The sequence below is a fragment of the Brevibacillus sp. genome (genome assembly GCF_003521185.1).
Taxonomy (GTDB): Bacteria; Bacillota; Bacilli; order Brevibacillales; family Brevibacillaceae; genus Brevibacillus; species Brevibacillus parabrevis.
The window spans coordinates 25,197-44,153 of record NZ_DOTK01000062.1 but is presented as its reverse complement, the minus strand read 5'-3'; the positions used below and the strand labels follow the sequence as shown (position 1 = coordinate 44,153).

Sequence of the window (18,957 nt, the reverse complement as noted above, 5' to 3'; positions counted from 1 at the left end):
AGAAGCATCAAACTAACACGTCTGGTATGGCTTCGGATACATTTGCTGAAAACACTGCAACTCCAACTAATGAATCGCAGCGAACTGCGAATCAATTTTAAGGAGGAAATAAGCTATGAACAAACAACTGCAAGCTGACAAAAGAAAGCAAGAAAAAGCACTTGTAATTGGAGCCGGCATTGCAGGCTTGCTAGCCGCCCGCGTTCTTTCCGATCATTTTGCGGAAGTCATGGTTGTAGAAAAAGATGAGCTGCCAGAAAAGCCATCTACTCGTCCTGGTACCCCACAGGATTTTCATCCTCATCGTGTGCTGCCGCGTGGGGATTTGATTATGAACCGCTTCTTCCCGGGATATATCGATGATTTATTGAATCTCGGTGCATGTAACGTGCAAAATAGCAAAATGACCCGATTTACTGCATATGGAAAACTTGAATTGGTTAGCAGCCAAAAAAATGCATCTAGCAGTCGGGCCTTGTTGGAATGGGCGATCCGCCAGCGTGTGCAAAAGATTCCCAATATACGCTTTGTAACGAAACAAGTAGTGACAGGACTGCTTGCTTCGGAAGATCACAGGCAAGTTGTCGGTGTTCGCCTTCACGCACGAAAGGAACGGAACAAGGAGCGAACCGTTGCCGCTCATCTGGTAGTGGATACATGCGGCCGTCAATCGAAGCTCAATAAATGGCTGGAAGCGCTGGGATATGCTGTTCCAGAGCCTGAGCGCTTAAAAGTCCGTTTTGGGTACAGTACCCGACATTACCGAGTCCCTGCCCATCTTACAGAAAAATTGTCGGCTAGTTCAGAAGGAGATCCTGCTAACAACAAGGGTGCGGTGGGGCTGCTGTATATTGAGGATAACATAGCGCAGGCATTGTTGTTTCGTGCGGGAGGGAAACAATATCCCCCAACAGCCCCAGAAGAATATGAAAAAGAGCTGTACTCCTTGTCTACTCCCATGTTGAAGGAGTTAATCAAAGAGTTGGAGCCAGTCGGCGCTCCCCGTGGCTTTCGGGCAGAAGAATCGACGCGGCAGCATTATGAGCAAATGGAAAATTGGCCCTCGGGACTGCTGGTGTTGGGAGATGCATTTTGCAACTTTGACCCTATTTATGGGCAAGGCATGACGGTAGCTGCGATTGAAGCCGAAATGTTGGACATCAGTTTACAGAAAGGCGATCTGCTTCAACCTGACTTCGAGCGCAAGGTGCTGCAACGGATGCAACAAGCCATTGAACCTGCCTGGTGGTTGAGTGCGATTGCCGATTTACGTTGGAACGGGGTGGAGCATGTAGGCGCTATCCCCTTAAAAGGGGTGGCATTTGCTCAGAAATACTTTGATCTATACCTCAAAACGGCCGTGAAGCAGGCCATGGAGAATCATGACCTTTCCATGTTCCAGCAATATATGATGATGAACGCATTAGTCCTTCCCCCTCAGGAAATCATTAATCAGCGCACGCTAACTATGCTGCTAACCGGAGATGAATCTCGCGAAGAAACACAACTTTTAGCGGAACTGGGAGAACACGATGCGACACATCTGCAAGAGAGGATCAATGAGTTGATTCCTTCCTTTACTTTAGCATTTGATCAAAAGGTACCAAGTCTGTTCGCTTCCGACTCCCATCATTGATAACAGTAACAGATACTGCTAGGCTACTCGGCTTCGTGCCGGATTTTTCAGATGTTTGAATCCACTGCCCGCTCTCTTGGCAACCAGCATGTTGGCATTGCTCCCGCCATATTTATGGGAAGTCACAGGCACAGAGTTGAACATCGGCCCGCGCCATTCCCGCACAACAGGCAACTCTTCAAAGCCACGCTGGTTCGCACCACGGAGAGTGGGCGGAATCAATCCGTGTTTCGTGCTCAGCAGGCCAGTGCTCCTGCTTGTAAAATGCGCCCCAAAAATAAAAAACCCTCCCTTCCGACCATGGGAAGAAAAGGGAGGCTGGGTGGACTGGGTTCAAATCTCTAGTTCACCAAGTCGAACGAGTTCGACTACTGCCTGAGATCGACCTTTGACACCTAATTTTTGCATGACATTACTGATGTGATTGCGCACAGTCTTTTCGCTGATGAAGAGTTGTCCGGCAATCTCTTTGGTTGTCTTATCTTGGACCAAGAGTTCAAACACTTCTCTTTCGCGATTCGTTAACAACGGCTTGGTTTGGTCGCTACCCTTCAATCGTGCCACCCCTCCTTGTGGGCTCTACAGGAACAAGGTTGAGGGATTACAGAGTCACCTTATCCTATGATGGGGGGTGGGTGATGGTGCCGGAATTTCAAGGATTTTAGGCTTTTGCCTTACATCCTATTCACAAAATGGGCAATGGGTTCCGAACACCACACAAGAAACATCTCCAGCCATCCCCGCCACTTCCGAAAAAATCATGTTGGTCGGCAGTCTGCCGGTTGTCTCTTTGACCAAACAGGCTTGCGTACTTGCCCGCTTGGGGAGGCTGGCGCCGGAACCCAAAGGCCAACACCGCCCCCGACACTTCAGTCTATTCACATAGCATGTGTGCTGCTCCCTTCTTTCCCCCTCCTTTTTCCGCGTTCTTCGCAAGCTTGTTCCAGCAGGGCGCACAGCCACACCAAAAACCCCGATCCATCACGACCGGGGCCATCAACTCCATCATCTTTACGGTTAAATAAACGGCGTGCGATGATACGTCTGTTCGAACTTCTCGCGCAATCCCTTCGCCAACAGCGTGAACGAACCGATTGCGATCACGAAAGCAACCAGCGGCGTCAGGAAAATCCAGGTGTAATTGCTGTAAACAAACCCCCGGTACGCTCCGAGCAGCCCTGCCCACTCATGCGTGATCGAGTGGAAAAGGACGGGGTCCATCGTCATTTTCGTCCCGCCGACAAACAGGTCAAACATCCCCAAAAGTCCCATCAAGGTCATGATGGCGACCATTTCTGTCACCAAAATAATAATGATCTGCTCTTTCAAGTGCGGGAGAATATGCCGGAAAATGATTTGCTCGCGTCCCGCTCCCAACGAGGTAGCCGCCAGGACGTATTGCGATTCCTTGATCTGTTCTGTCTTTTGACGAATGGAAGAAGCCACAGAAGGCGCTCCCAGCACTCCGACAAGCACGATGAAAAACAGGACAAGCGTCGATGTCGGCGTCAATGGATTGATATTGATGCCTTTGAGCAAAAAGTAGACGGGGATGAAGATCGGCATGTAGCTCCAGGCGTTTTCGATGGCGAGCCACCAGCGCTGCGGCTTGTCCTGAATGCCGATATACAGTCCGAGAAACGTCCCGATCAACAGGCGCACAGCAGCCACCGCCAGCGTGACAAAAACAGTATAAGGAGCGCCGTGCAACAACAGTGTGAGCAGATCGTATCCCCATTTGTCCGTTCCCAGCCAGTGAGCCTCAGACGGCGGCAATGGCGGTGCGATGATGATGGTTTTGCCGTTTACGACCTCGTTGCGCAGCTTTTCCTGATAGTCCAGCTCATAGGGAGCCATATACGGCCCGAGCACACCGAGGATCAGGAGCAGCACCACGAGGATGCTCCCCGTCCACAAAGACCAGTTGAATCCTTTTTGCATAGAAAAACCTCACTCGTTACGACGAAACATCGCGTTATTTGTACACGGCTACCCGTTCGAACAGGTACAGCACCGCGCGGATGAGCACATAGACCAGAATCGAGAGCAAAATGATGCCCAGCAGCCCCATGACCGCGGCATTGAACTGATAGCCCCCGTCCTTGCTGAAAATAAAGCGGGTAAGACCGACGACGTTGAGCAAATATTCCACGATGAACAAGTTTGCGACAGTAATCGCAATCGTCTTTTTCAAATCGGCCACGAGAAACGGCTTGATGTTTTTGTATACGTGGTGGGTCAGTACATGCCAAATGCCCATCCCTTTTGCAAGCGCTGTCTTAATGTAATCTTCGCCGCCGATTTGCACGTATTTCAGACTGATTACTTTCATCAGGAAAATCGTCGGCCCGATCGCGAGCAGCGTCATCGGGAACCAGTCATTGGCGGAGTCGCTGGTAGGCGACAAGGTGATGATGCGAATATTCGTCAGCTTGTAAAATCCGACTGCTGCCAAAATCGACATAAAAATCAGAATAAAATCGGGAATCGTGGCAACAAGATTCAGAACCTTTTGCAACTGGCGAACCATGCGAAAGCGCTGCAAAAACAAGCCGAATACCAGACTGGCCACCACAGCAATGCTGACGCTGGAAAACAAGAGCTTAAACGTATTCATGGCAAACGGGACGATATCCTCCGCGATGCTTCTCTCATTTTCCCCCAAGTAGTAGGTGCCGAGAGAACCACTCGCGATCTGCTGGATCAAAAAGACAGAGTGGACAACGATTTCTTCCGGTGCGAATACGATCTCTTCCTTGACCGTATATAGCATAAATGGCCCGCCACAGACGACGATGACCAGGAAGAACATCCCAAGCAGTTGTTTTACATATGACAAACACTCCTACCCCCTTACTAATTCCAACAATACACCATCTAAAAAAAATCATCTATACAATCAAAAAATATTTTATGTTTTTTTATATTTCAGATAATAGATTCGTTTCTCCTTCTAAAACAAAAAAAGACGGCCGCTGCCGCCTTTTACCGAATCACGATAATTTGAATTTCCAATCGGCCCATGTCATGCAGATCGAGAGGGGCCGTAAGCGCTGTTCCCGTCACGTCTTTCAAATCTTGATGATGCACGAACAACGGAGGCGTAATGTCGACAATCACACCGTTATTGGATAGCAAGGTGCTGGCGTTGCCTGAGATCATGTTCCCCAGCTCGGATATGGCGCTCTTCCCCAACTCGTCCATCTCCTGCACCGGAAAACCACCCATCATGGCAGAGACAATGCGCAAAGCCAAATCCTCTTGCAGACCAAAAAACACGTCTCCTTGCAATTGCCCTGTCATCCCGATCCGAATCCAGGTGTGACCCTCCGCATTGCTCCACTCCTTCTCAGCCAATTCCCCACGCGAAATGCCTACGTTACATACCTGTTGAATCACAGAGGAGGCTGATTCAAGAAATGGATCTAGGTATTTGACTATCATTTGCGATCTCTTCCTTTCCCGGGCAATTATCTCTGCTATAGGACTATCATAATGTCGATATTTGGCAGATGCAAGACTATCACAAAAACTTCATAGGCAAAAGGTCACTTATCCGCCGAACTCCCGGAAATAATTCCCATACTTTTGCATCATGCCTTTTGGTATAGATAGCCGAGCACGTACGCAGATCCAACACTTCTACGCCTACCTCATGCCGGCTTAGCTGCCACATCGGCAAACTGAGCCGCTCAAATGCAAAAACAGTATCGCCAAATGCGAGACACTCTGCTATACAGCGCTCATCCGGATAGCTATCGTCTGCTTCGAGCAAATGGACAGGCTCCAGTCCGAACTGCTGAAGCAGGTGCAGCCGATCCATGCATTGCGCCTTGCCGTTTTTCCCGGCAATTCGTCTGGGCGAGAGCAGTGGATACTCTTTTCTAACATATTCCCACTTGATTCCGTGATAAAACATCGAATTTGTTTCCCCCTAAAGCAGCAAGCCCGGCTGCAGCGATAATTCGCTGCGCCGGGCCATCCTTACTGCTTCCTTTTGCCGATCACGTTCATTTCGGCGCGCACTTCACGTCCCAGCGAGTCGGTTGCGATCACAGTCAGCTTTTGCTTCCCTTCCTCCACCCGATTCAGCACCAGGCGGAACCCTCCACGGTCATTCACATCCGCAGCAATCGGCTGCTCTTTGTACATGACTTGCACATGGACGGGGCCTGCACCTGTCACCTTGCCTTCGATCGGCAGCGTCTCGCCTTCCTGGCTCTCCACTTGTTGTTTCATCAATTGAATCGTAGGCGCGGCTACCGTTCTCGCCCGATAGTTCAGCCGTTGCTCTCCCAAGGTGAGCACGACCGTTCCAGCGCTTGCATCCACGTACGCGTATAGCAGCAGCGAGCTTTGATTGCCTGCCCCGTCTTTTCCTTCGATCAGGACGCGGTTCTCTCCTTGCTTCATCGGCAAAACGTGCGTCAAATTTTTGTGCACAGGTATTTCCAACTGGTCTTCCTCGAAGTTGGAAACGATCTGTCCGTTGACGCTCGCCTGCCCCTTGTACGTTTGATCGCGGTACATGAAGCGAATCGGCACGAGCATCGTTTTCGTTGCCGGGTCAAACTGAATGTCCTCGGAGCCGTCGTTTTGCAGCTGCAGCATCGGCGGGCTTGTATCGACGATGACGCGCTGCGTGAACTGCCTTGTATTGCCGTACATGTCAGCAGCGCTGTAGACGACGTAGTTCAATCCTTCTTGCAGTCTCAGGATCGTTTCGAACGAACCGTCTGCCTCCAGCTTCACAGGTGTTTTGTTGATGGATAAACGAACTCGGTCGAGCAGCTCCTCGCCTGCTACCTTCCCGCGCAAGGCGACATCCGGCTGCTTCGATATTTTCAAATAGCTGAACAGGTCATCCGGAAATTCTACGAACGGCGGCACCGTATCGCTCTTGCCGTTTACATTCGCCACACCGATGTTTCCGGCGTAGTCAAAGGCCACTACGCTGATTTTTTTCTCCGGCTGGTTGACCAGCGTACTCGTAATTTTCGCGGAGTACGGCCCGCCTACTTTCTTGCCGTTCACGTACAGCAAATAGCCTTGCACATCTTTGTCCCGGCTGCTCCACTGCACTTTGTTGCCGGAGACAGACGCGGTCACGACAGGCGGTTTCGTGTCTACGCGAATCGGCAGTGTCATCGTCTGCCAATTCGTTTGCCTGCCGTCGATCTTTGCCTTGATCAAAAACTGGTACGCTCCGTCTGGCGCTTGCACATAGCTGCCTTTTTGCGGGGAAAAGATTTTGCCATCCCAGCTCCACGCTTCCCGTTCCGTGTAGTAATAAGGCGTTCCCAGCTTGGACTGGTCGTACTTGCTGATTTTTTCATCGCGCACAAGTGTCCGTACCGGCTTGCCTGACTGGTCGATGACCTCCACGATCACTTGACGGGCGTTGCGCAAAAACGTAATCGAAGGAGCGGCGATATCGTAATGTCCATCTCCGTTTGGCGAAAACGCAATCTGGTTCGGATCAATCTGTGCCGTGCCGTCATCTTTGGCACCCGTCACGCCCAAATAATCGCGGTAACGCCATTTGTCATTGCGTTTATCGTGGAACCAGGTTGTTTTGACGCCCGTGCGCTTTTCCTGGCTGCCAGCTTCCCACGCGGGCTGATCCATGATCCGCGGTTCATCCCAGTCCCCGAAAAAGCCGAAATACGGCACGCGCAAGACAGGCAGCGCTTTCTCCTCCGGCAAAAAGGCGATGAATCCTTCCGCAAACTGGTTGCGCGCTGCTGTCTGAGGAATCGCCAGCGTCACTTTGACCTCGGCTCGCTTCCCTGGCTCCACGGTTACCTTTTGTGCGGAAAAACGCAGCTGTGCCCCTTCCAGAGCGGTTTCCGTAAGCATATTCAGGCCATCCTTGCGCAAATCGGTCATGACGCCGAACTCATCTTGAATCTGATACGTCAGCGGCTTTTTCCCAAACTTGTTATCGACAAACAGCGAAAATGTCGTCGTCTGACTGATCTCTCCGAGCGAGACGCCTGCTTTTCCTTTCGCGTCTACGACTACCGCCGGAGTCTGGATCGCCTTGGCGATTTGCATCAAGCCCGCTCCTTGCACGCGCGGGCTGTACGGAACCTTTTTCACCTTGGCCTTGTCGGATGCAGCCACGCTCCCTCGCGGATCGAGCACAGGCTCGGCCGTGTTCATCGCCGCTGCTTTCAACGTTTCCACCAAAGCCCGTCCTTGCAGGTTGCGCCCTTGCTTTTGATACGCTTGCTTGAGCAGCGCCATCCCGCCCGCCACGTGCGGCGTCGCCATCGAGGTTCCGCTTTTCACGGCGTACTCCGAATCGCGCACAAGCGACAAAATGCCTCCGCCCGGTGCCGCAATCTCCGGCTTGAATTGCAGATCGGGAGTCGGTCCCCAGGAAGAGAAGCCGGAAATCGTTCCGCCATCCGGGTACGGCATCGGATTTTGCGCGTATTCGCCATTGAAGGTGACCGTTACTTTTTTGCCTTTTTTCACTGCTTGCGCCAGCTGCTCCCCCATCTGCTTGAGCACAGCGACGGCAGGAATTTGCTTCAAATGCTCCGCGCTAATAATCAGCGGTCCTGACTCGTTGTTGTAAATGATCGCGCCGACAGCACCCGCCGCTTTCGCCAGGCGCAGCTTTTCGTCAAAAGAAATGTCGCCGCGCTCCAGCAGCACGATTTTTTCCTTGACCGAGACGTTGTAGTCTTCTTTTTTGCCTTTGCCCATGTAGACGAGCGGATACGGCTTCAGGAGAGACACGACCGGATTGAGCGCTGCCCCGCTCTCCACGTGCCCCGGCAAGTATACGACTCGTTCCAGCCCTGATACACCTTGGACGGAAAAGCTGTTGCCCGCAAGTGTCGTCGCGTTGACAGAAGCAACGGAAAACGCGTCCGGACTGAGCCCGGGAGAACCGATCATCGCCACGTCCGGGTTTTGCGCCCGAACTTTGTCACTGCCAAAATAAGAGTCATTCCCCGCAGCAGCCACGACGATCACGCCATTGTCGACGGCTTTTTTCACGGCCATCTGCTCGACGTTTGACTCATCCACGTATCCGGCAGAGGAGCCGAGACTGAGGTTGATGACGTCCGCTTTTTTCGTGATCGAGTCGTTGATCGCAAACAGGATGGACTCACTGAGGCCAGGCACTTCCCCTTGATAGTTGGAAAAGACTTTCTGGCTCATGATTTGCGCTTCCGGTGCAACTCCTTTGATTTTCCCGTTGGCGGCGATGATCCCGGCCACGTGGATGCCGTGTTGGGATTCGGCGACATCTTCCGTCGTCTGGTTGCGGTCCGCCCAGTTGAAGCCTGGAATCACCTTTTGGGCCGAACCGGACTTTTGCACCGCCAACCGCTTGTCGTGCGGCGCTGGCAAGTCAGGATGGCGCGGGTTCACTCCTGTATCAATGACGGAGACGAGCATCCCTTCCCCTTTGACGCCTGCTTCCTGCCAGGCACGGCCAGCCTCGATCATCTCCAGGGTGGACACTTGCGCTTGCACAGCTTGTTCGCCCAGTGGAACCGACTCCGAGCGCTGCCACTCATTGGCGCTGCTTGCCCGCTGTCCGCTCCCTGCCGTCTCTGCTGAATGACTTGTATGTAATGGCTGCTTCATTTCCGCCAAATCCTGCATGACCACACGCGGCAGAACAGCGGAGTCGCCAGAAGCGAACACGTCTGCCTGCGTCTGATTCACGGTTGTTACGGGAAGCAAAACCAACGCTAACCCTAAGCTGATCACCTGTTTTTTCATCGTTTGCCCCCTTGTTGGAAGTACACCCATTATGTATCAGTTTTCACTGGGAACCGCTCGGGTATTCTCGTCTTTTGCCGTAAGGTTGACAAATCAGGTGATTCGGCCTATATTTAATTACGTTAAATATTTCCTGTACGAAACTTCCTCGTTACTATATTGCTACTATGCTGTAAGGAGCTGAAATTCAGCATGTCTTCCCCCTCTCCTGAGTCAATAGATCGCCTGCAAGAGGCATTCCGCACGATTATGCGCACACTTGGGTCACAGTTGGCCGAGCCTGTGGCAGGTTTGACCGGACCGCAGTTTTATATTCTCCATCAATTGGAGCAACGCCAAAGATGCACCGTCGGAGAATTGGCCGATTCCATGAATGTCAAACCAAGCGCAATCACTGCCATGATTGATCGCCTGGACAAGCACGGGTACGTAAGCCGCGACCGCGATGAGGAAGATCGGCGCGTCGTGTACATCAGTCTTTTGGATCACGGAAAAAGCATTTTGACCAAAGCCAAGCAAAATCGGCTGGAGGCGTTGAAGCAACTGTTTGCTCATTTCACGGATGAGGAATGGGAGCAGTTCGTGTACATGTTTGAAAAACTGGCAGTTGCGGCTGTCCAGGAAGCAAGACAAAAAGGCGTGCATTCCGGGTAACCGGCGCACGCCTTTTCTTTTGGCAACAGCTTAGGAGAAGAAGAACTTCTTCACAGCATGTTTGACTGTTTCTTTGTTCATGTGAGCGATCGAAGTGGTGAGCGGGATGCCTTTTGGACAAGCTTGCACGCAGTTTTGCGAGTTACCGCAATCGCCGATACCGCCATCCTCCATCAGTGCTTCCAGACGCTCATGCTTGTTCATCATACCAGTTGGATGCTGGTTGAACAGACGAACTTGCGAGATTGCGAACGGTCCGATAAACTCGGCTTTCGAGTTCACGTTCGGGCAAGCCTCCAGGCAAACACCGCACGTCATGCATTTGGACAGCTCGTACGCCCATTGGCGCTCAACTTCCGGCATGCGTGGACCTGGTCCCAGATCGTGCGTACCATCGATTGGAACCCACGCTTTTACGCGTTTCAGCGCATCGAACATGCGGCTGCGGTCAATCGACAAGTCACGTTGTACAGGGAATGTGCTCATTGGTTCCAGACGAATCGGCTGCTCCAATTTGTCTACCAGCGCCGAGCAAGCTTGGCGTGGTCTACCGTTGATCACCATCGAGCACGCACCACATACTTCTTCCAAGCAGTTCGATTCCCAGTTTACCGGAGCGGTTTTCTGGCCTTGTGCATTGACCGGATTGCGTTGAATCTCCATCAGTGCACTAATGACGTTCATACCAGGGCGGTACGGGATTCTGAACTCTTCCTTGTATGGAGTGCTGTCAGGGCTATCTTGGCGGGTAATAATCAGGTGAATCAATTTTTCTGCCATGATCAGTTTCCTCCTCTTTTAGTGCTTCTTGTCAGACGTATAGTCACGTTTCCGTGGTGCAATCAACGAAACATCGATGTCTTCATAGTAAATCTCTGGCGCAGTTGTTTCCGGGTTGTACTTCGCCATGGTTGTCTTCATGAAGTTCTCGTCATCACGCTCTGGGAAGTCTGGTTTGTAGTGAGCACCGCGGCTTTCGTTACGCATGAGCGCACCGATTGTGATCGCGCGGGAGAGAACCAGCATGTTCCACAGGTGACGGGTAAAGGAAGCACCGGAGTTGCTCCATTTGTTTGTATCGTTGATGTTGATTTTTTTGTAACGCTCCATCAACTCTTGAATCTTGGCATCTGTTTTTTCCAGACGGTCGTTGTAGCGAACTACCGTTACGTTGTCTGTCATCCACTCGCCAAGCTCTTTGTGGATCAGGTAAGCATTTTCTGTTCCGTCCATTTTCAGGATGCCGTCGTATTTCGCCTGCTCTTTGCTTGTGTAGCTGTCAAAGAGAGTAGAAGACAGGTCGTCCGAAGATTGGTTCAAGCCTTTGATGTACTCGATAGCTTTCGGACCGGCAACCATACCGCCGTAGATCGCGGACAACAGGGAGTTTGCACCCAAACGGTTTGCGCCGTGCTGGGAGTAATCGCACTCACCCGCTGCAAACAGACCAGGAATGTTGGTCATCTGGTTGTAATCTACCCACATACCGCCCATGGAGTAGTGAACCGCAGGGAAAATCTTCATTGGTACTTTGCGTGGGTCATCCCCAACGAATTTTTCGTAAATCTCGATAATACCGCCCAGTTTTACATCCAGCTCTTTTGGATCTTTGTGGGACAGGTCGAGGTATACCATGTTCTCGCCGTTGACACCCAGTTTCATGTCTACGCAGACAGAGAAGATTTCGCGAGTCGCGATATCGCGCGGTACCAGGTTTCCGTATGCAGGATATTTATCCTCCAGGAAGTACCAAGGTTTACCGTCTCTGTATGTCCATACACGTCCGCCTTCACCGCGCGCAGATTCAGACATCAGACGCAGTTTGTCGTCGCCAGGAATCGCTGTCGGGTGAATCTGGATCATCTCACCATTGGAGTAGATAACGCCTTGCTGGTAAGCCGCAGACGCTGCTGTACCCGTGTTGATGATCGAGTTGGTCGATTTACCAAAGATGATACCAGGTCCGCCTGTTGCCAGAATGACAGCATCTGCACGGAAGGATTGAATTTCACCGGAACGCATATTTTGCGCGGTAATCCCGCGACAGGTTCCTGTATCGTCCAAAACGGCTCCGAGGAAATCCCAATATTCGTACTTGGTTACAAGACCTTCTGCTTCATAACGGCGTACTTGCTCGTCCAAAGCGTACAGCAATTGTTGACCGGTAGTCGCGCCTGCAAACGCAGTACGGTGGTGCTTGGTTCCTCCGAAACGACGGAAGTCCAGAAGACCTTCTGCTGTACGGTTGAACATAACGCCCATACGGTCAAGCATGTAAATAATTCCAGGTGCTGCATCACACATTGCTTTTACAGGCGGTTGGTTTGCCAAGAAGTCTCCGCCGTATACTGTATCGTCAAAGTGCTCCCAAGTGGAGTCGCCTTCCCCTTTGGTATTTACCGCGCCGTTGATACCGCCCTGTGCACATACAGAGTGGGAACGTTTTACCGGAACCAGGGAGAACAGCTGGACGGGAACGCCTTTTTCTGCTGCTTTGATGGTAGCCATCAAGCCGGCCAAACCACCACCGACAATGATCAGTTTACCTTTTGCCATGATTGAGTCCCCCTATCCCTACAGAATGAAAGCCGACATCGCACGCAATCCGATGAAGGTTACAACTACGAATACGACCATAGTGAAGTATGTTGCAATTCGTTGGGAACGTGGTCCAACTGTAATTCCCCAGTGAACCAGGAACGACCAGATTCCGTTGGAGAAGTGGAAAACCGTACTGATAATCCCAATTGTGTAGAATACGATCATTGCTGGGCTGCTAAGAATGTCAGCCATCATGTCAAAATTTACGGTTACACCCATCGCTTTCGGGATACGTGTCGACCACACATGCCAAACAATGAAAATGAGGGTAATGACTCCTGTCAGGCGTTGCCACAGAAACATTTGGTTTCTGAAGTAACTGAAGTTCCCCACGTTTTGTTTTGCCTGGAATGCGATGTAGAGACCGTAAATAGCGTGGAACAGGATCGGGATGTAGATGAAAACGAATTCAACGATCAAGAGAAGTGGAACTTTTTCAATCAGACCAACAGTCTGGTTGAACGCTTCTGCTCCGTGGGTCGCTTGATAGTTGGCTGTCAAGTGAAACAGCAGGAAGAGCCCGATCGGAAACAAACCAAGAAGTGAGTGCAGCTTGTGACTGAGAAAGCTATGGCCTTTCGCCATACAATGGTCCCCCTTTCAGTGTATGTAGCGCTCTTTTATGGACCTTTCTCCCATATCCTAACCCATTGCCTACCCTATTAGACATGCCAAAAAGCCGTTAGAACCTCTCACGCCTAACTTTGTCGGAATGTGTCAAAATACGAAAAAAAGTTGGGCAAAACTTTGACCAAATCCAATTGTACTCTTGTCGACAGAGAGCGTCAAGACAATCAATAGACTAAATACATTGATAGAATAACTTTGTTCAATTTCACTATTTTTTCTATGAATCGGTCATAGAGTCCGGGCTTCTCTCATACTCTCTTACAAACAGGAGGGAAGCGCCATGAACCAAACCGATCAGCTGGCAGCACTGTTGCCGCCGCAAACGATTCCCGTAGCGGAAAGAATGAACATGCCCTACCTCGGCTACCATCTGCTACGCGAGACATTGACGAACAGCCTGCTCGGAGACAGCGAGAGTCCAATTTTGTACTGGCTGGGAAAAGACCTCGGGCGAAAAATCCCCATCCAGTCTTCCACAGGTCCGATTATGCCTTTTATTCGCCTCGGATTGGGACAGCTTGATCTTTTGGAAGAGTCTGCCGAAACCATCGTCTACAAACTCACCCATACGATCCACAACTACCAAACACCGGAACGCCTCAGCCGCTCCCTGTCGCTCGAAGCAGGCATCATTGCTGGCAGCATTGAGCAATGGAAAGGAAAAGACACCTTTGCCCGGCTGGAGGTCGAGAGTAGTTCTACGATCATGATACGCGCCCATACTCCAAAGTGATCCTTCATGCCAACCATTGGCAGCGCAATAATTGTCAGGACTGGCGTGTCTTGTCAGGTCAAAAAGATGCCCCCTCTGCCTACAGGCGAGGGAGCATTCGCTGCCTAGATTCCGTGCACCACTGCTGTCTCTTCCACATCGAGCCCGTATGCCGAGTGCAGGCTGCGGACAGCAAGCTCAGTCTGCCCGGCAGGAATGACGCAAGAAACTTTGATGTCTGAAGTTGAAACCATTTTAATAGAAATTTCTTTTTCTGCCAAAACGCGGAACATCTCGGCAGCCACTCCCGGATTGTTGACCATGCCGGAGCCTACGATGGACACTTTGGTCAGGTTTTGCTCGTAATCGACTTTTTCGAAGCCAAGCTCTGCTTTGTGGTTTTCCAACGTGTCCAATGCCTTTTTCAAGTCATCCGCAGCAACCGTGAAGGAAATATTCGTCACTGCTGCGTCATAGGAGCTTTGAATAATGATGTCGACGTTCACCTGATTGTCCGCCAGCGTATTGAACAGGCGGGAAAGAGTCCCAACCTTCGCAGGCATACCGACAACCGTGACTTTTGCTACATCCTCGTCATGCGCGACTCCACTTACTACTCTTCCTGTTTCCATGTTGGCAACCTCCTCAACGTACGTACCTTCTTCGGCAGTAAAGCTGGAGCGGACGACCAGCCGTACTTTGTATTTCTTCGCGGCCTCCACCGAGCGCGGGTGAAGAACTCCCGCTCCGAGATTCGCGAGTTCAAGCATCTCGTCGTACGAGATCGTGTCCAGCTTGCTTGCCGCTGGCACCATCCGCGGATCGGCTGTGTACACACCGGACACATCCGTGAAAATCTCGCATTTGTCTGCATTCAAGCTGGCGGCCAGCGTAACTGCCGATGTATCCGAACCACCCCGGCCGAGCGTCGTAATTTCTCCTTCGTCGCTGAGACCTTGAAAACCTGCTACGATCACAACACGTCCGCGGCTTATTTCTGCCTGGATGCGCTCAGAATCAATTTGTTTGATTCGCGCCCGGCCATGAATCGCTTCCGTCGTGATTCCAGCCTGCCAGCCTGTCAAAGAAATCGCATCGTAGCCTTTCGTGTGCAAGGCCATTGCAAGCAAGGCGATAGATACTTGCTCCCCCGTGGTCAGCAACATATCCAGCTCTCGCTCGGACGGGTAGGCGCTGATCTGTTTGGCCATATCTACCAATACGTCTGTAGATTTGCCCATCGCAGATACGACGACCACCACATCGTGCCCTTCTTCTTTGTAACTGGCAATTCGATCTGCAACTCGTAAAATTCGCTCAATGGTCCCTACAGAGGTGCCTCCGTATTTCTGCACGATCAACCCCATGCGGCTTCTCTCCCTTTTCTCATATCCAATGATTGTAGAATGTATCTTTTGCTGCCGTTTTATGAATCTCTCTATTTTTACTGGAAAAAGTCTGTATAAAAAAGGCACCGACAAGGAATAAGTACCTGCCGCTGCCTACTGTTTCGACATACCGGTTCCTCCCTCCCAATTACACGCGGTCCATGGCAGCACATGACAAGGCAAATCCCTGTCACCGCTCACATCGACACACCGTGAGATAGCTCTCCATCTGGCGCCGGTCAAGAGCCAGATGACAGTCCTGCACTTGTTCAATGCAGACCCAGCATGGAGACAAACGGGTTTTTCTCCACACTTCGGCGAATCCCCCTTTCCCGTTCCCTTCACAGATACCCGATCTCAGGGTGGTACTCATGGTTTTCGCGCCTCTACCTCACTCCATAAATGGAAGTGAGGCTAACTATTCTGTTTGAAACGCATTATATCATGGGAATCCGAGCGGTTCAATCGCTTTTTGCAAAACCGTTACGATTCCAGCTTGCGCAAATGAGTGATGATCTCTCGGGCCAGCTTGTCGCCGATCCCCAGTTCCCGGAAATCCTCCACAGTCGCTTCGCGCATTTTTTTCAGCGAGCCAAAATGGGTAAACAACAGCTTGCGCCGCTTCTCGCCGATGCCCGGAATTTCATCCAGTTGGGAGGAGAGCATCGTTTTCGTCCGTGACTGTCTGTGGAACGTGATCGCAAAACGGTGAACCTCGTCCTGAATGCGTTGCAGCAAATAAAACTCATAGCTGTCCCGCTTCAGATTCACGGGTTCTGGCGGATCGCCGTACATCAACTGCGCCGTTTTGTGCTTTTCATCCTTCGCCAAGCCGCAAACCGGAATGTACAGCCCCAATTCGTTCTCCAGGACGTCCATGGCAGCGCTGATTTGGCCTTTGCCTCCGTCGATGACGATCAAGTCCGGCAATGGCTGGTTTTCCTTCAGCAACCGCGAATAGCGTCTGCGGACAACTTCGCGCATGGACCCGTAATCGTCGGGGCCTTCGACCGTCTTGATCTTGAACTTGCGGTACTCCTTTTTGTCCGGACGACCGTCTGTAAACACGATCATCGCAGACACCGGCTCTGTTCCTTGAATGTTGGAGTTGTCGAACGCCTCGATCCGGTGGGGAACGCCAATCCCCAGCACGTGCCCCAAATTGTGCACAGCCTGAATCGTCCTCGCATCATCTTTGGACATCAGCGCGAACTTCTCCTGGAGGGCAATGCGCGCGTTTTCACAGGCCATCTCGACCAGCTCGCGCTTTTTGCTCCGCTTCGGTGTCAATACTTTGACCCCGAGCCATTCGCTAAGCAGCTCCGGCTCGCTTTCCTCCGGCAGCAAAATTTCTTTTGGCAGCGCGTTTTGCTTGTCGTAGTAAAACTGGGTGACGTACGACATGAAGTCTTCGCTTTCGCCGCCATAGTATGGAAAAGAGGTCGTCTGCCGCTCGATCATTTTGCCCTGGCGCATGTAAAAAATTTGAATGCACATCCAGCCCTTTTCTACCGCAAAGCCGATAATGTCGCGGTCTACCGTGTCGGTAAACGTGATCTTCTGCTTTTCCATCACCGCTTCAATGCTCTTGATCTGATCCCGCAGTTCCTTGGCCCGCTCGAACTCCATCGCTTCTGCCGCCTGTAGCATTTTCTCGGTCAGGCTCTGCTTCATCTGATCATGACCGCCGTCGAGGAATCGGCTAATCTCGTCAACCAGTCGCTGGTTTTCCTCTGCCGAAACCTCGTACACACAAGGAGCAAGACATTGGCCCAAATGGTAGTACAAGCAAACCTGTTTGGGCATGTTGCGGCATTTGCGCAAAGGATAGAGCCGGTCCAGCAGCTTCTTCACCTCGGAAGCATCGCCAGCGTTTGGATACGGGCCAAAATATTTGGCTTTGTCCTTCAGCACCTTGCGAGTAATCTCCAGACGAGGCTGTTCTTCATTCGTGATTTTGATGTACGGATACGTCTTGTCATCGCGCAGCATGACGTTGTAGCGGGGGTCATGCTTTTTGATCAGGTTGCACTCTAACAGCAGCGCCTCAATCGCCGAGGCTACCACAATGTACTCAAAATCGACGATCTCGCTGACCAAAAGCTGCGTCTTCCCGTTATGGCTACCCGTAAAGTAGGAGCGTACGCGGTTTTTCAGCACTTTAGCCTTTCCGACGTAAATAATTTCCCCGCTTGCATTTTTCATCAGGTAGCAGCCGGGTTTTTCTGGCAGCACAGCCAGCTTATCTTTCAACGAACGGTTCATGGCTGCTCCCTCCCTCGTTCTTTCATCTGCTATCGCTTTTTCATGACGGGCTGCTCCAGGACGTACAGCTCGTCTTCCAGTGCGCTCATCCGTTCCAGCAAAAGCTTGCGGCTATCCTGTACTCCCTGATTGTAAAAAAACGGCCCCAGTTCTTTGGAAAAGAACTCGATCATCTCTTCCGTTTCCAGATTGCCCAGGTTTTCCGAGCGTTGTTCAGCGAAAAACCGCTGTATTTTCGACACGAGATAGTCGCTTTGCTCTTTCGTCAATTTGCTTGGCATCAAATGACTTCCTTCCCTTATCATTCCTGCAATAAGAATGTACGTTCTATGCTCATAGTATCATGATTCGGCGGATTAGAAAACGTAGCTCCGGCATAATCGCAGCCCAAGCAAAAAAACTGCCGCTTCTCATTGCAGCGACAGTTTAAGCGTTTGTGAAAACGCTTTCTATTATAAGGAAGCAAAAAGACAGCATCCGTGCAGACATGAGAAAAGCGGCATTGGAGCGCCGCTTCTCATGCTGTCTGGTCGTTTATGCTTACAGGTGTTTGCCTACGGTTGCCATGAGGGCTTCTTTTGGTTGGAAGCCGATCACTTTGTCTACAGGCTGACCATCTTTGAAGACGATCAAGGTCGGGATGGACATAACGCCAAAACGGCCTGCGGAATCCGGGTTGTCGTCAACGTTTACTTTGACGATTTTGAGCTTGGAGCCCACTTCTCCGTCGATTTGCTCCAGGACAGGAGCGATCATTTTGCAAGGGCCGCACCAAGGAGCCCAGAAGTCAACCAGGACAGTACCGCCTTGCTCTACTTCCTGGGAAAAGTTTTGGTCAGTTGCATTTACGATTGCCATGGAAAGTTACCTCCTCGAAAAGTCAATTACTAAAACAAGGGTTCAGACGCTCCTACAGTATATCATCCAAAAACAAAAATGACTACGGCGCCCCGCACTTTGTGCGCACTTCACGCTATAGTCTATCCAGAGTGCCGCTCCCTTATTGTTGACCATTCGATTTATTGACCGACTTGCTTGATGCGGTTGATCTCCCGTTCATGGTCGCTCACCTTTTTGTGCATCAAACCGATGTCAGCTTCGATCAGCTTGTCTTGCCGCTCCAAACGCTCCAGGCGCTGGGTAGCATCATCGCGGAACTCGTACATTTCGTCGCGAAATGCGTACATCTCCGTTTTGAACTCATACATCTCAGCCTTGAACTCCCGCAGCTCCTGCTGCACGTCTTTGATGAGCCGATTGTTCTCCGCCACCATGTGAACCAGTTGTTGCAACAGCTCTTCACTCATGACGCTCACCTCTCC

At 51.2% G+C, this 18,957-nt stretch carries 18 protein-coding genes and 1 riboswitch; of the genes, 3 read left to right on the top strand and 15 right to left on the bottom strand.

What is annotated here, in order from left to right:
• The first annotated feature begins 115 nt into the window (after positions 1–115).
• Positions 116–1,636 carry an NAD(P)/FAD-dependent oxidoreductase gene (locus DEP07_RS18955; RefSeq protein ID WP_280648199.1) on the top strand — a complete coding sequence of 507 codons (1,521 nt, stop codon included), beginning with the start codon at positions 116–118 and terminating at the stop codon, positions 1,634–1,636.
• A gap of 18 nt (positions 1,637–1,654) precedes the next feature.
• On the opposite strand, the gene DEP07_RS18950 is transcribed toward DEP07_RS18955, so the two are convergent.
• The 7 genes from DEP07_RS18950 to DEP07_RS18920 form a co-directional block, all read right to left on the bottom strand.
• Positions 1,655–1,801 (bottom strand): hypothetical protein, encoded by a 147-nt coding sequence (locus DEP07_RS18950; protein ID WP_280648198.1) that lies wholly within the window; start codon positions 1,799–1,801, stop codon positions 1,655–1,657.
• Positions 1,802–1,969: 168 nt separating this feature from the next.
• Positions 1,970–2,191 carry a helix-turn-helix domain-containing protein gene (locus DEP07_RS18945; RefSeq protein WP_003387736.1) on the bottom strand — a complete coding sequence of 74 codons (222 nt, stop codon included), beginning with the start codon at positions 2,189–2,191 and terminating at the stop codon, positions 1,970–1,972.
• 462 nt (positions 2,192–2,653) lie between these two features.
• Positions 2,654–3,577: an ABC transporter permease gene (locus DEP07_RS18940; RefSeq protein WP_122963189.1), complete on the bottom strand. Its 924-nt coding sequence runs from the start codon at positions 3,575–3,577 to the stop codon at positions 2,654–2,656.
• 34 nt (positions 3,578–3,611) lie between these two features.
• The gene (locus DEP07_RS18935; protein WP_167470238.1) at positions 3,612–4,475 is read right to left on the bottom strand and encodes an ABC transporter permease subunit; all 864 of its coding nucleotides are present in this window, start codon (positions 4,473–4,475) and stop codon (positions 3,612–3,614) included.
• A gap of 146 nt (positions 4,476–4,621) precedes the next feature.
• On the bottom strand, positions 4,622–5,080 hold the full coding sequence (locus tag DEP07_RS18930) for a chemotaxis protein CheX (protein ID WP_122963188.1): 459 nt from the start codon (positions 5,078–5,080) through the stop codon (positions 4,622–4,624).
• A gap of 79 nt (positions 5,081–5,159) precedes the next feature.
• Entirely contained in the window at positions 5,160–5,555 is a 396-nt protein-coding gene (locus tag DEP07_RS18925; protein ID WP_063227188.1) for a hypothetical protein, read from the bottom strand.
• Between the two features lie 65 nt (positions 5,556–5,620).
• Positions 5,621–9,385: a S8 family serine peptidase gene (locus DEP07_RS18920; RefSeq protein WP_287102895.1), complete on the bottom strand. Its 3,765-nt coding sequence runs from the start codon at positions 9,383–9,385 to the stop codon at positions 5,621–5,623.
• 192 nt (positions 9,386–9,577) lie between these two features.
• Here DEP07_RS18920 and DEP07_RS18915 point away from each other — a divergent pair, with 192 nt between their 5' ends.
• Positions 9,578–10,039: a MarR family winged helix-turn-helix transcriptional regulator gene (locus tag DEP07_RS18915; protein WP_063227190.1), complete on the top strand. Its 462-nt coding sequence runs from the start codon at positions 9,578–9,580 to the stop codon at positions 10,037–10,039.
• A 30-nt stretch (positions 10,040–10,069) separates the two neighbouring features.
• Here DEP07_RS18915 and sdhB read toward each other — a convergent pair whose 3' ends face one another.
• Genes sdhB through DEP07_RS18900 form a run of 3 tightly spaced genes read right to left on the bottom strand, consistent with a single transcriptional unit; the run spans position 10,070 to position 13,225 of the window.
• Positions 10,070–10,819 carry a succinate dehydrogenase iron-sulfur subunit gene (gene sdhB / locus DEP07_RS18910; protein WP_063227191.1) on the bottom strand — a complete coding sequence of 250 codons (750 nt, stop codon included), beginning with the start codon at positions 10,817–10,819 and terminating at the stop codon, positions 10,070–10,072.
• 18 nt (positions 10,820–10,837) lie between these two features.
• The gene (gene sdhA / locus DEP07_RS18905; protein WP_122963186.1) at positions 10,838–12,595 is read right to left on the bottom strand and encodes a succinate dehydrogenase flavoprotein subunit; all 1,758 of its coding nucleotides are present in this window, start codon (positions 12,593–12,595) and stop codon (positions 10,838–10,840) included.
• Positions 12,596–12,613: 18 nt separating this feature from the next.
• Positions 12,614–13,225, bottom strand: coding sequence for a succinate dehydrogenase cytochrome b558 subunit (locus DEP07_RS18900; RefSeq protein ID WP_063227193.1), 612 nt, complete (start codon positions 13,223–13,225; stop codon positions 12,614–12,616).
• A 325-nt stretch (positions 13,226–13,550) separates the two neighbouring features.
• Here DEP07_RS18900 and DEP07_RS18895 point away from each other — a divergent pair, with 325 nt between their 5' ends.
• Positions 13,551–14,003: a DUF2507 domain-containing protein gene (locus tag DEP07_RS18895; protein WP_122963185.1), complete on the top strand. Its 453-nt coding sequence runs from the start codon at positions 13,551–13,553 to the stop codon at positions 14,001–14,003.
• A gap of 104 nt (positions 14,004–14,107) precedes the next feature.
• Here DEP07_RS18895 and DEP07_RS18890 read toward each other — a convergent pair whose 3' ends face one another.
• From DEP07_RS18890 to DEP07_RS18870, 5 genes are all read right to left on the bottom strand, one after another.
• Positions 14,108–15,349: an aspartate kinase gene (locus DEP07_RS18890; RefSeq protein WP_173598336.1), complete on the bottom strand. Its 1,242-nt coding sequence runs from the start codon at positions 15,347–15,349 to the stop codon at positions 14,108–14,110.
• A gap of 231 nt (positions 15,350–15,580) precedes the next feature.
• Positions 15,581–15,767, bottom strand: a riboswitch (Lysine riboswitch).
• Between the two features lie 86 nt (positions 15,768–15,853).
• Positions 15,854–17,635 (bottom strand): excinuclease ABC subunit UvrC, encoded by a 1,782-nt coding sequence (gene uvrC, locus DEP07_RS18885; protein ID WP_280648195.1) that lies wholly within the window; start codon positions 17,633–17,635, stop codon positions 15,854–15,856.
• A 29-nt stretch (positions 17,636–17,664) separates the two neighbouring features.
• A complete protein-coding gene (locus DEP07_RS18880) occupies positions 17,665–17,916 on the bottom strand; it encodes a DUF2164 domain-containing protein (RefSeq protein ID WP_122963182.1) in 252 nt (83 codons plus the stop codon).
• A gap of 259 nt (positions 17,917–18,175) precedes the next feature.
• Entirely contained in the window at positions 18,176–18,493 is a 318-nt protein-coding gene (trxA, locus tag DEP07_RS18875; RefSeq protein ID WP_063227198.1) for a thioredoxin, read from the bottom strand.
• A 161-nt stretch (positions 18,494–18,654) separates the two neighbouring features.
• Positions 18,655–18,942, bottom strand: a complete 288-nt coding sequence (locus DEP07_RS18870; protein ID WP_122963181.1) for a hypothetical protein — start codon at positions 18,940–18,942, stop codon at positions 18,655–18,657.
• Positions 18,943–18,957: the final 15 nt, after the last annotated feature.

What these genes read in the sequence shown, in the direction of transcription:
- DEP07_RS18955 (WP_280648199.1), top strand. Translation starts at nt 116, where the DNA reads ATGAACAAACAACTGCAAGCTGACAAAAGAAAGCAAGAAAAAGCACTT.
- DEP07_RS18940 (WP_122963189.1), bottom strand. Translation starts at nt 3,577, where the DNA reads ATGCAAAAAGGATTCAACTGGTCTTTGTGGACGGGGAGCATCCTCGTG.
- DEP07_RS18930 (WP_122963188.1), bottom strand. Translation starts at nt 5,080, where the DNA reads ATGATAGTCAAATACCTAGATCCATTTCTTGAATCAGCCTCCTCTGTG.
- DEP07_RS18925 (WP_063227188.1), bottom strand. Translation starts at nt 5,555, where the DNA reads ATGTTTTATCACGGAATCAAGTGGGAATATGTTAGAAAAGAGTATCCA.
- DEP07_RS18920 (WP_287102895.1), bottom strand. Translation starts at nt 9,385, where the DNA reads ATGAAAAAACAGGTGATCAGCTTAGGGTTAGCGTTGGTTTTGCTTCCC.
- DEP07_RS18915 (WP_063227190.1), top strand. Translation starts at nt 9,578, where the DNA reads ATGTCTTCCCCCTCTCCTGAGTCAATAGATCGCCTGCAAGAGGCATTC.
- sdhB (WP_063227191.1), bottom strand. Translation starts at nt 10,819, where the DNA reads ATGGCAGAAAAATTGATTCACCTGATTATTACCCGCCAAGATAGCCCT.
- sdhA (WP_122963186.1), bottom strand. Translation starts at nt 12,595, where the DNA reads ATGGCAAAAGGTAAACTGATCATTGTCGGTGGTGGTTTGGCCGGCTTG.
- DEP07_RS18900 (WP_063227193.1), bottom strand. Translation starts at nt 13,225, where the DNA reads ATGGCGAAAGGCCATAGCTTTCTCAGTCACAAGCTGCACTCACTTCTT.
- DEP07_RS18895 (WP_122963185.1), top strand. Translation starts at nt 13,551, where the DNA reads ATGAACCAAACCGATCAGCTGGCAGCACTGTTGCCGCCGCAAACGATT.
- DEP07_RS18890 (WP_173598336.1), bottom strand. Translation starts at nt 15,349, where the DNA reads ATGGGGTTGATCGTGCAGAAATACGGAGGCACCTCTGTAGGGACCATT.
- uvrC (WP_280648195.1), bottom strand. Translation starts at nt 17,635, where the DNA reads ATGAACCGTTCGTTGAAAGATAAGCTGGCTGTGCTGCCAGAAAAACCC.
- DEP07_RS18880 (WP_122963182.1), bottom strand. Translation starts at nt 17,916, where the DNA reads ATGCCAAGCAAATTGACGAAAGAGCAAAGCGACTATCTCGTGTCGAAA.
- trxA (WP_063227198.1), bottom strand. Translation starts at nt 18,493, where the DNA reads ATGGCAATCGTAAATGCAACTGACCAAAACTTTTCCCAGGAAGTAGAG.
- DEP07_RS18870 (WP_122963181.1), bottom strand. Translation starts at nt 18,942, where the DNA reads ATGAGTGAAGAGCTGTTGCAACAACTGGTTCACATGGTGGCGGAGAAC.